Source organism: Streptomyces sp. KR55, assembly GCF_052245645.1.
GTDB lineage: Bacteria > Actinomycetota > Actinomycetes > Streptomycetales > Streptomycetaceae > Streptomyces > Streptomyces flavusporus.
In genome coordinates, this window is record NZ_JBQQCE010000334.1 from 1 (window position 1) to 11,038 (window position 11,038).

Annotated in this window: 12 protein-coding genes; 7 read left to right on the forward strand and 5 right to left on the reverse strand. The window is 69.9% G+C overall.

Annotation, left to right across the window (positions count from 1 at the left end; genetic code table 11):
- Window positions 1-86: 86 nt before the first annotated feature.
- A complete protein-coding gene (locus ACTWQJ_RS36110) occupies window positions 87-1,109 on the reverse strand; it encodes a hemolysin family protein (protein ID WP_443310678.1) in 1,023 nt (340 codons plus the stop codon).
- The gene (locus tag ACTWQJ_RS36115; RefSeq protein ID WP_443310679.1) at window positions 1,106-2,440 is read right to left on the reverse strand and encodes a hemolysin family protein; all 1,335 of its coding nucleotides are present in this window, start codon (window positions 2,438-2,440) and stop codon (window positions 1,106-1,108) included. Before ACTWQJ_RS36115 ends, ACTWQJ_RS36110 begins: the two co-directional genes overlap by 4 nt.
- A 381-nt stretch (window positions 2,441-2,821) precedes the next feature.
- Between ACTWQJ_RS36115 and ACTWQJ_RS36120 the strand changes: the two genes are divergently transcribed.
- The 4 genes from ACTWQJ_RS36120 to ACTWQJ_RS36135 all read left to right on the forward strand — a co-directional run bounded on the left by ACTWQJ_RS36120 (window position 2,822) and on the right by ACTWQJ_RS36135 (window position 6,475).
- Window positions 2,822-2,971: a hypothetical protein gene (locus ACTWQJ_RS36120; RefSeq protein ID WP_443310680.1), complete on the forward strand. Its 150-nt coding sequence runs from the start codon at window positions 2,822-2,824 to the stop codon at window positions 2,969-2,971.
- Window positions 2,972-3,064: 93 nt separating this feature from the next.
- Window positions 3,065-4,057, forward strand: coding sequence for a sporulation protein (locus ACTWQJ_RS36125; RefSeq protein ID WP_443310681.1), 993 nt, complete (start codon window positions 3,065-3,067; stop codon window positions 4,055-4,057).
- 789 nt (window positions 4,058-4,846) lie between these two features.
- On the forward strand, window positions 4,847-5,302 hold the full coding sequence (locus ACTWQJ_RS36130; RefSeq protein ID WP_443310682.1) for a tellurite resistance TerB family protein: 456 nt from the start codon (window positions 4,847-4,849) through the stop codon (window positions 5,300-5,302).
- A gap of 231 nt (window positions 5,303-5,533) precedes the next feature.
- A complete protein-coding gene (locus tag ACTWQJ_RS36135) occupies window positions 5,534-6,475 on the forward strand; it encodes a hypothetical protein (RefSeq protein ID WP_443310683.1) in 942 nt (313 codons plus the stop codon).
- Window positions 6,476-6,585: 110 nt separating this feature from the next.
- On the opposite strand, the gene ACTWQJ_RS36140 is transcribed toward ACTWQJ_RS36135, so the two are convergent.
- Entirely contained in the window at window positions 6,586-7,971 is a 1,386-nt protein-coding gene (locus ACTWQJ_RS36140) for an LCP family protein (protein ID WP_443310684.1), read from the reverse strand.
- Window positions 7,972-8,177: 206 nt separating this feature from the next.
- On the opposite strand from ACTWQJ_RS36140, the gene ACTWQJ_RS36145 reads away from it, so the two are divergent.
- A complete protein-coding gene (locus tag ACTWQJ_RS36145; RefSeq protein WP_443310685.1) occupies window positions 8,178-8,552 on the forward strand; it encodes a DUF4190 domain-containing protein in 375 nt (124 codons plus the stop codon).
- A gap of 34 nt (window positions 8,553-8,586) precedes the next feature.
- On the opposite strand, the gene ACTWQJ_RS36150 is transcribed toward ACTWQJ_RS36145, so the two are convergent.
- Entirely contained in the window at window positions 8,587-9,519 is a 933-nt protein-coding gene (locus ACTWQJ_RS36150; protein WP_443310686.1) for a M56 family metallopeptidase, read from the reverse strand.
- 6 nt (window positions 9,520-9,525) lie between these two features.
- A complete protein-coding gene (locus ACTWQJ_RS36155; RefSeq protein WP_443310687.1) occupies window positions 9,526-9,915 on the reverse strand; it encodes a BlaI/MecI/CopY family transcriptional regulator in 390 nt (129 codons plus the stop codon).
- Window positions 9,916-10,109: 194 nt separating this feature from the next.
- Between ACTWQJ_RS36155 and ACTWQJ_RS36160 the strand changes: the two genes are divergently transcribed.
- Both ACTWQJ_RS36160 and ACTWQJ_RS36165 read left to right on the forward strand, forming a co-directional pair.
- On the forward strand, window positions 10,110-10,376 hold the full coding sequence (locus tag ACTWQJ_RS36160) for a GlsB/YeaQ/YmgE family stress response membrane protein (RefSeq protein ID WP_443310688.1): 267 nt from the start codon (window positions 10,110-10,112) through the stop codon (window positions 10,374-10,376).
- A gap of 153 nt (window positions 10,377-10,529) precedes the next feature.
- The coding region (locus tag ACTWQJ_RS36165; RefSeq protein WP_443310689.1) for a TerD family protein at window positions 10,530-11,038 on the forward strand (509 nt) is incomplete at its 3' end.

Genomic DNA, 11,038 nt, shown 5'->3' on the forward strand with positions numbered 1-11,038 from the left:
GCAGTTCACTTCCGTACAACCCACCGAGCAATGGCAGGCCATACCGGGCCGCCTCGTGCGGGGGCGCGCACGAGGCGGCCCGGCGGTCAGGCGGCGGCCCGTGCCGGGCCGACCAGCTCGGACAGGACGTCCTCCATGGTCACGAAGCCGAGCACCGCACCCGTCTCACCGGTCACCGCGGCCAGGTGGCTGCCATCAGCACGCAGCGCGGTGAGGGTGTCGTCCAGCGGGGTGTCTATGCGGACCCGGGTGACCGGATGCAGCGCGCTGCGCGGGAACGGCCGGTCGCGGTCGGTGATGCCGAGGGTGTCCTTGATGTGCAGGTAGCCCAGCAGGGCGTTGTCCGGGCCGGTGACAGGGAAGCGGGAGTAGCCCGCCTCGGCGGCCGTCCGTTCCAGCTCGGCCGGGGTGATGGTGTGTCCGACGGTGCGCATCCTCTGGGCCGGGACGAGGATCTCACCCACCGGGCGGGTGCCCAGCTCCAGGGCGTCGCGCAACCGTTCTCCGTCGGTGGGTGAGAGAAGGCCGGCCTCGCTGGAGTCGATGACCATGCGCGCGAGCTGGTCGTCGGTGAACACCGCCTCCACCTCGTCCTTCGGCTCCACACGGAGCAGCTTCAGCAGGGCGTTGGCGAAGGCGTTGATACCGAAGATCACCGGCTTGAGCGCCCGGGTGAGGGCGACCAAGGGCGGGCCGAGCAGCAGCGCCGTGGGGACCGGCGCGGCGAGCGCGATGTTCTTCGGGACCATCTCGCCGATCAGCATGTGCAGGTAGGTCGCCAGGCTGAGTGCGATGACGAAGGCGATCGGGTGCACGAGGCCGTGCGGGATGTGAGCCGCCTCGAACGCGGGCTCCAGCAGGTGCGCGATGGCCGGCTCGGCGACCGCGCCGAGCACCAGCGAGGAGACGGTGATGCCGAGCTGGGCGGTGGCCATCATCGCCGAGAGGTGTTCCAGGGCCCACAGCGTCATCCGGGCCCGCTTGTTGCCCTCCTTCGCGCGCGGCTCGATCTGGCTGCGACGCACGGAGATCAGGGCGAATTCGGCACCGACGAAGAAGGCGTTGGTCAGCAGGGTCAGGGCGCCGATGACGAGTTGCAGGGTGGTCATCGGGACTCCTCCCCCGTCCGGACCGGCACCCGGGCCGGTTCGGTGATGCGGACGCGGTCGGCGCGGTGGTGCTCGACGTCGAGGACATGAAGCCGCCAGCCGTCCAGGTCGAGCTCGTCCCCCTTGGCCGGAATGCGCGCCAGGCGTGTGGCGACCAGGCCGGCCACTGTTCCGTACGGCCCCTCCGGCGCCGTCAGCCCTATCCCGGCAAGCTCGTCGATGCGGACGGAGCCGTCCGCCTCCCACACCGCGCGGCCGTCCTGGGTCGCCGGGGCGGGCAGCAGGTCGGGGGTCTCGACGGGGTCGTGCTCGTCGCGGACCTCGCCGACGACCTCCTCGACGATGTCCTCCATCGTCGCCACGCCCGCCGTGCCGCCGTACTCGTCGATGACGACTGCCATGGTGCGCGTTTCGCGCAGCCGCTCCAGCAGCCGGTCGGCGGTCAGACTGTCGGGTACCAGCAACGGCGGTGTGGCCAACTCGGTGACCGGGGTGAGCTGCCGCTTCTCCGGCTCCAGGGCGAGCACGTCGCGGATGTGGACGGTGCCGATGACCTCGTCCAGGCTGTCGCGATAGACCGGGAAGCGGGACAGGCCGGTGGCGTGGGTCAGGTTCGCCGCGTCGGCCGCCGTGGCGTGCGCCTCCAGCGCCCGCACGTCGACCCGCGGCGTCATCACGTTCTCGGCCGTCAGCTCGCTCAGATGCAGGGTGCGGACGAACAGCTCGGCGGAGTCCGCCTCCAGGGCGCCCTCGGCCGCCGAGTGCTGGGCGAGCGCGATGAGTTCCTCGGCGCTGCGCGCGGAGGCCAACTCCTCGGCGGGCTCCAGACCGAAGCGGCGTACGAACCGGTTCGCGGTGCTGTTCAGGTGCCGGATGAACGGCCCGAACGCTGCCGTGAATCCGCGCTGCGGTCCGGCGACCGCCTTGGCGACGGCCAGCGGCCGGGAGATCGCCCAGTTCTTCGGCACGAGCTCACCCACCACCATCAGCACGACGGTGGAGACGGCCACGCCCAGCACGGTCGCCACCGACGAGGCCGCACCACCCAGGCCGACCGCCTGCAGCGGGCCTTCGAGGAGCGCCGCGAGGGACGGCTCGGCGAGCATGCCGATCACCAGGGACGTGACAGTGATGCCGAGCTGGGCGCCGGACAGCTGGACGGTCAGGCGGCGTACGGCCTTCAGCGCGCCCTCGGCACCGCGCTCGCCCGCCGCGGCGGCCCGCTCCAGCTCACCGCGCTCAACGGTGGTCAGGGAGAACTCGGCGGCGACGAACAGGGCACAGGCCAGTGTGAGCAGGAAGGCCAGCAGGAGCAGCAGGACCTCGGTCACCGTGCCACCCCCGATCCCTCACGCACAGGCAGCGCGGGCTGCGGACGGGGTAGGGCACGGCTGGTACTGGGAGGCTCACCCATTGCGGGAACGTCGCTCCTTCTGGGCCTGGAGGGTCAGGCAGACCCTCAGTGGTCGACAGGGCCGGGACACGCCCCTCCCCGTCATCGTAAAAGACCGGCAAAGCATTGAGGTCAAGTCCCCGGCCGACCTCACTCGGCGACTCTTTTCGGACTTTCCCGCCACGGCTGCCAGGACACGACGTCGACCGGTCCCGGCAGCCCTATGCTTCTACGTGTCTGTAGAGAGACCGTGTCGCTTCTACCGGTTGTTCCCTGGAGGCGCACACCTCTCACCTGCTCGCACTACGGATAAGGACGCATGACTTCGATCGACCTGGACAAGGTGCTCGACAAGGCATGGGCGGACAAGAGCCTGCCCGAGATCCTGGCCGCACCGGTGGGCGCACTGGCCGATCTGAAGTACGTCCGCTGGGCTCAGGCACTGGCCGCCCTCGAAGTGGTCAAGTAGCCCGCCTCTCGCACAGTTGTGGTGCCACGTGCCCGCACGGGCACACGGCACCGCCCTCAGGAAGCACACGTACGTTAAGGAGTGGACGCCACGATGGTGTTCAAACGACTGCTCGGATCGCTCGGCGTGGGCGGCCCCACGGTCGACACGGTCCTCGACCCCGGCGCGGCTCTCCCCGGCGGCGGCCTGTCCGGTCAGGTCCACCTCAAGGGCGGGGACAGCGACTTCGACATCGAGCACATCACCCTGGAGCTGGTGGCGCGGGTCGAGGCCGAGCACCACGACGAGGGTGAGAGTGAAGGTGTCGTCGCCTTCGACCGGTTCACCGTCGGCGGCGGCTTCCGGCTCGCGGCGGGCGAGGTGCGGAGCGTCCCGTTCACCGTGACGCTGCCGTGGGAAACCCCGATCACCGAGCTGTACGGGCAGGGCCTGGGCATCGTCCTCGGCGTGCGCACCGAGCTGTCGGTGGCCGGCGCGAAGGACAAGGGCGACCTCGATCAGCTGACCGTGTCTCCGCTGCCCGTCCAGGAGGCGATCCTCGAAGCGCTCGGCCAGCTCGGCTTCGGCTTCAAGTCCGCCGACCTGGAGTACGGCCGCATCGGCGGCACCGGCCAGCAGCTGCCCTTCTACCAGGAGATCGAGATCACCCCGTCGCCGCAGTACGCGCACCAGGTCAACGAGATCGAGCTGACCTTCCTCGCCAACCCCGGCGGCATGGAAGTGGTCCTGGAGGCCGACAAGCGCGGCGGGTTCTTCTCCGAGGGCCACGACGCGGTGACCCGGTTCACAGTCTCCCACGACGGGGTCGGGCACCAGGACTGGAACACGATCGTCGACGGCTGGATCCGCCAGCTCGTCGAGCACCGGGCGTCCTACGGCTCGTACGCCGGCAGCCATGGCGGGCACTACGGACACGGACACGACGAACACCACCACGACGGCCATCGTTCCGGACCCGGCATGGGCACCGCCATCGCCGCGGGCGCGGCCGGGCTCGCCGTCGGTGTCGTCGGCGGCATGGTCGCGGCCGAAGTCGTCGACGAGGTCGGGGACTTCTTCGAGGGCGACGAGGAAGAAGAGGGCTGACGGGCCCGGGGCGAGCCGACGGGGCCGAACAGCTGCTGACCGTGCGCAGAAACTGATCGGCGTCGCCCGGCTCGCCCAGTCGGCCCAGCTGAGGCCAGGATCCGTCGGCCAAGCGGATCCTGGCGAACCCGCGCGGCCGGCCCGCTTCGCCTTCGACACGGGTCTCGTCGAGGGAGAACTCCCCTACGGTCCAGAAGTCGCCGGCCGCGGCGAGGGCGCAGACCGCGCGGATGCGGTCGCGAGACCCGCATGACCGGGCGTTAGGGGTGGGGCGAGTGACCGTACCAGCGCAGCAGCAGTCAGCCCGCCGTCCGGTTCCAGCCGCCGCCGAGGAGGCCGTTGGCCGGATCGTCCTCGCGATGGTCGCGGAGTCGGGGCCGCGGCGGGGCGCTCCGCGTCGGGGCAAGTCCGCGCCTGCCACCCTGGATCCTGCCTCAGCCACAGCCGCTCACCGGCCTTCTTGCCGAGCTTGTCGATCACGATCATCGGCACGACACGGAAGAACAACTCGGCACCGACATGCAGCAGCCAGGGGCGCCCCGGCTTCAGCCGCCCCTGGCTCGCGGCGCGGTCAAAATCCTTGGGCTGGGCGGGAATGGCCTGGCGGACCTCACACCAGACCCAGGACATGAGGCCCCCCAGGACCTTCCGGGCCCGCCACTTCAACCGAACCTTCCGGAAATCACTGGAACTTATCCGCCGAGCCACTAGTTTCTACGTTGCTGTAGATATTGCTGGAGCACCGGGCCGCTGTCGGAGCGGTCCAGCCCTCGACCGTATGGAGTTCTCATGGCCCTCTGGGACCGCCTCAAGGAGTCCGCATCGACGATGCAGACCCAGCTCATGGCGAAGAAGAACGACCTCAAGAGCGGCGCGTTCCGCGACGCGAGCATGGCGATGTGCGCGCTCGTCGCCGCCGCCGACGGCACCATCGACCCCTCCGAGCGCCGCCGCGTGGCCCAGCTGATCGCCACCAACGAGGTACTGCAGAACTTCGACGCCATGGACCTCCAGCGGCGCTTCGAGGACAACCTGAACAAGCTCACCGCCGACTTCGACTTCGGCAAGGTCAGCGTCCTGCAGGAGATCGCCAAGGCGAAGAAGAAGCCCGCCGAGGCCCGCGCGGTCATCCAGATCGGCATCGTCATCGGCGGCGCCGACGGCGACTTCGACAAGACCGAGCAGGCGATCGTCCGCGAAGCCTGCTTCACTCTCGACCTGCCGCCGCACGAGTTCGACCTCTAATCGCCCTACGTCGCGCCTGCCGGGTAGCCCGTGTGACGGGAGCCCGGCACGCCGTCGTCTTCGGGGAAGCCTCAGTCAGCGAGACTCCGAGACCGCCGATGCGTTCGGAGCCGGACAGATGGCGGTAATGAACCGGTGAAATGGTCGCCCGGATGCGCGTCATCTGTAACCGCCGCCGAGGTCGCCAATGACCGGCTGGAGCAGGGTATCGGCCACGGGAAGGACCATGACGTGCGCGCACGGGGCATCGGCTACGACACCGGGTTCCTGCCCGGGCAGGACTTCTCCTGCAAGACTTTCACTCCCGAGACGGTCCGGCAGGAAATGGCGGTCATCTCCGGTGAGTTCCACTGCGATGCCGTCCGCGTCTCCGGCCGAGAGCCCGAACGACTGAGCATCGCCGCCCGGCACGCGGTGGACGCCGGCCTGGAGGTCTGGTTCGCTCCCTTCCCCGTGGACTTCCCCCGACCAACTGCTCCCCTACTTCGCCGACTGCGCCCGCCGGGCCGAAGCCATACGGCAGGCCGGTGCCGAGGTGGTGTTCGTCGCCGGCTGCAGGATCACCGCCTTCTGCGGGGGGGCTTCATCCCCGGCGACACCTATGGCGACCGCCTGCGGGCCATGGCCGCCGCCGACATGGAATGGTGGTCCTCCCTCGGCCCGGTGCAAGAGCGCCTCAACGCATTCCTCCCCCAGGTCGCCACGACGGTCCGTACGCACTTCACCGGGCGGGTCACCTGCGCCTCCGCTCCCTTGGAGTTTGTGGACTGGCGCCCGTTCGACATCGTCGGCATCGACGCCTACCGGGCCGCCTACAACGCCGACAGCTTCCGGGACGAACTGCGCGGGCACTTCGCGCACGGCAAACCCGTCGCGGTCACCGAGTACGGAACCTGCGCCTACCAGGGCGCGGGCGAACGCGGCGGCATGGCCTGGCAGGTGCCGGAGGGCGCGGTGCCGGACGAGGAGGAGCAGGTGCGCTACTTCACCGACCTGCTGGATGTCTTCGAGGAGGAAGGCAGCGACACCGCGCTCTGGTTCACCTTCGCCGGTTACAGCAGGCCCGGTCAGCAGGACCTCGGCTCCTACGGCGTGGTCCGGATGCTCGGCGAAACCCGCGGGGAGCCGAAGAGGGTGTTCCACTCGATGGCGGCCAGGTACCAACGCCGGTGAAGTGTCACGAACCTGCCGCGGGACGGGTCACCACTCGCAGAGGGGTGCGTTCGCGGCAGAGCGGCCTGAACCGCGCGTGGGCAATGAGGACCTGCCCCTTTCCAGCTGGATCACCGGATGTCGTCAGGGTCGAGGTCGGTTCCGAGCACAAGGGTCACCACGCCCGCGGTGGCGTCCGTCTGTTGTGTGGCCCGGATGTCGGGCAGCCGAGAGGTGAGCACCTTCGCCTGCTTGTCCAGGCCCTGCGGGTAGGTGGCCGTGGTGGTGCGGGTGGTCTCCGGCACGTTTCCCGTGCCGACGACGGTGAAGCCGGCCTCGCGCAGCTTCTCGGCGACGGCGGCGGCGCGCCCCGTGACGCCGGTGCCGTTGAGGACCTGGACGCGCACGCTGGATGCGTAGATCACGTCCTTGGCGTCGGCTTGCAGTTCCTTCTTGTCGACCTCCTTGTCCTTGGCAAGGGAGGTGAACAGGTCGGCGGCCTGCGGGTACTGCCACACGACGTTGGCCTTGTCGGTGGCCACATCCGCCTCGCGCGGATAGTTGGGGACGGTGAGGAACGTCAGTTTCTCGCTCGGGATGTCCTTCACCTCGGAGGCGAGGCTGTACAGCGGTTTGATGCCGGCCAGGTCCTCGTCCGTGGTGAGGGACTTGGTGGCGGACTGCAGGAAGCCGTACAGCGCGTTGGGGCTGGTCAGCTTGGACTGCGCCTTCTCAGCGAGGGCCTCCATGAACTCCTGCTGGCGGCCGATGCGTCCAAGGTCAGAGCCGTCGCCGACGCTGTAGCGGGCGCGTACGTAGCCGAGCGCCTCCTCGTCCTTGACGGTCTGGCAGCCGGCTTCCAGGTCGAGGCGGGCCTTCTCGTCGTGGATGGCCTGCTTCGGGCAGACCTCGATGCCGTCCAAGGCGTTGACCATCCCCTTGAAGCCCTGGAAGTCGACGGACATGAAGTGGTCGATGCGCAGCCCGGTGTTGGCCTCGACCGTCTTGATGGTGCAGGCGGCGGCCTCGGCGACCTTGCCGCTGGTACCGCCGATCGCGAACGCCTCATTGATCTTGGCGTGGTGCGGGGCGGACGTGGTGCCGTCGCCCTTGTCGCACGCGGATATCTCCACCCACGAGTCGCGGGGGAAGGACACCACGGTCGCCCACTTCCGGTTCGCCGGGACGTGCATCACCATCAGGGTGTCCGACTGCATGGTGGTCAGGTCCTTGCCGTACTTCGCGTTGGCCCCGTCGCGGCTGTCCGAGCCGACGACCAGGATGTTCTTCGAGCCCGGGCTGAGGTTGGCGGGGCGGTCCTCGCCGAGTTTGTTGTCGAGGTCGGCGGCGTTGATGTTGTCGTCCAGGTCCTGGTAGATCCAGGCGCCGACCCCGGCGACGCCGAGGATGAGCACCGCGATCCCGCCCGCGACCCGCGTGAGGATTCGGCCCCGCCGGGTCAGCCGCGTCGGCCTGTTCCCGGCCGGAGTGCGCCGCCGTTGTCCCGTACTGCCCACCGGCACCCCGTTCCTCCCGCGCGGCCGCATCCGGCCTGTCCTGGCTCATGAGCGTTCGGTGCCCGTGCGCACCGAACGGCGGAACTCTACATCCATGTAGAGATACGGACAGGAGGCGGGTACGCCTCACCGCACCCGGAACCGCGAGCGCCGCAGCACCCGTCTCCGGGCACGCCGGCAGGCACGGAAATCGAGGGGGAGCACACGTGAGCAGCACCGACAGCGCGCGTCCGATGGGCGGGGCGGGACAGCCTCGGCATGGGCCGGGGGGCCGGAACCGGCCGGCCAGGGTCAGTGCGTTCTGCGCCCTCGGCGGCGTCGCGTTCCTCGGGAACTTCGCCACCGGCATCGCCTGGATCACCCCCGGCGTCTTCGTCGGCCTGGCCCTGCTGTGCGCCCTGATCGCCATCCCCGCCGGGCACGTGGGCCGCTTCCGGGGACGCCGACTGGACGGGGAGGGGCGCGGGCTCGTGCTGACAGGCATCCTGACCGGCTGGCTGGTGCTGTTCGTGTGCGTGCTGGCGATCCTGGCCGCCCTGGGGCTCGCCGTCGGAATCGCCGTACTCGTGGACAGCGTCTGACCTACCGCCCCCTTCCACACTCAGAGGTGCCTCCTCACAGGGGCGTCGCAGCGTGCAGGATGAGCACCATCGTCACCGCGGAGTTCGCGGAGGACAGCGCGGAGACCGCGGTCCCGGCGGCCGCACCCCAGGCGGCCAGCCCCACCGAGGTAAAGACCGAGGGCCAGCTGCGCAGCGCCGGCGCGGGGCCGAGCAGGGCGGCGACCCGGCGCGGCACCGGGCCCGGCGCGGCGAAGCCCGCGAGCGTGGGTACCGGCGTGCCACGGGAGACCAGGGCAGCCTTGCCGATCGCGCACGCCACGGCCCTGCGACTGCCGACCGTCTGCGCCGCCTCCTCGTCCGCCCAGCGTTCCGTCGTGTAGGACACGGCCGTGCGCAGCGGACGCAGGAACGGGTTGGCGCGCGCGGCCAGCTGAACGGCGAGCAGGAACCGGTGATGCCGGGCGGCCAGGTGGGCGCGCTCGTGGGCGAACAGGGCGCGCCGTTCAACTGGTTCGAGGCACGACAGCATGGCGGTGGTCACGACCACCCGGTCCCGTCGCCCGCCGGGGAGGGCGTAGGCGTAGGGCACCTCGTCGGGCAGCACCGCCACCTGAGTGCCCGGCAGCCCGGCCAGGGCCCGGTGGGCGCGGCGGCGGATCCGCCCATGCCGCCACAGGGACCGGCCGCACGTCAGTAACACCGCCAGCAACGCCGGAATGGCCAGCTTTCCGGCGACCTCGTCGTACGGCACGGCCTCGCGCACCTCGGGGTCCGACCAGGCGTCGGGCAGCGGGTTCCCGGGCAGTTGCGCGGTGCCGACCACCATCAGCAGGCCCAGGCAGACCGTGCTGCACACCGCCATCACGACGGCCAGCCCGGTCAGCAGCCGGGTTGCGGTCCGCGGATGCAGTCGCTGCTCGGCCAGGCGCGCGATCGGCCACGCCGTGAGCGGCAGGACCAGCGGCAGAAAGACGAACACCCCCATGAGGCTTCAGTCTTCCCTCTCGTCCTTGGCCCGACCCAGCAGTTCGCGCAGCAGCCGCTCGTCGTCCGGTTCCAGGGAGGTGACGAAGCTGGCCAGCACCGCCTCCCGGTCGCTTTCGGCGTCGAGTACCTTGCGCATCTTGTGCGCGGCCAGGCCCGCCTGGTCGGAGGCCGGCGTCCAGGCGAAGGAGCGGCCGGTGCGTTCGCGGGTCACTGCACCCTTGGCCAGCAGCCGGGTCAGGATCGTGATCACCGTCGTATAGGCGAGGTCGCCGCCGAGCCTCTCCTGCACCCAGCCCGCGCTGGCCGGGCCGTCCGCCTCGCGCAGGGCCGTCAGGACGAGCACCTCCAGCTCCCCTTGCCCCCGCCGCCGGGGACGCTGCCGCTGATCCGTCACGCCCTGTCTCCCTTCCGCCGACCCCGAATTCACGGGCGGTCCATCGTATAGACGCCCCACAGTCGGTCATCGCGCCGCGACCGGCGCTCCGCCACCCCCCCATCACAGCATCTACATGATTGTAGAAGCTAGGCTGCCCGGACAGATTCTTCCGCGCCGTACCAACGGCCACAACACAAGGAGAGACGACAGACATGGGAGTCATCGCATGGCTGGTTCTGGGACTTCTCGCCGGGGCCATCGCCAAGGCCATCCTGCCCGGACGCGACCCGGGCGGACTCATCGGCACGACGTTCATCGGCATCGCGGGGGCCTTCCTGGGCGGCTGGCTCTCGGCACAGTTCCTCGACCGGCCGGTACAGCGGGAGTTCTTCGACGCCGCCACCTGGGGATCGGCCATCGCGGGCGCACTGGTCCTGCTGATCGGCTACCGCCTCCTCTTCGGCAACTCCCGCGACTGACCGGCCCACTTCACCGCACCCACCGCTTTTCGGCCAGACGCGACACGGCCGATCTGCGAGGCCATACAAACCTTTCTCTTTTTCTACAGTGCTGTAGATTCTGAATCCCGGGTCCCTCCGGGCCCGACCTGACCCATCGAGAAGGAGCACGCAGTGGGAGTTTCCCTGTCCAAGGGCGGCAACGTCTCGCTCAGCAAGGAAGCGCCGGGCCTGACCGCCGTCCTGGTCGGACTGGGCTGGGACGTACGCACCACCACCGGCACCGACTACGACCTCGACGCATCCGCCCTGCTGCTCGACGCCTCCGGCAAGGTCCTGTCCGACCGGCACTTCATCTTCTACAACAACCTCACCAGCCCGGACGGTTCGGTCGAGCACACCGGCGACAACCTCACCGGTGAGGGCGAGGGCGACGACGAGGTCGTCAAGGTGAACCTCGCGGCCGTGCCCGCCGAGGTCGACCGGATCGTCTTCCCGGTCTCCATCCACGACGCCGCCAACCGCGGCCAGAGCTTCGGCCAGGTCCGCGGCGCCTTCATCCGCGTCGTGAACCAGGCCGGCGGCACCGAGATCGCCCGCTACGACCTCTCCGAGGACGCCGCCACCGAGACCGCCATGGTCTTCGGCGAGCTGTACCGCAACGGCGCCGAGTGGAAGTTCCG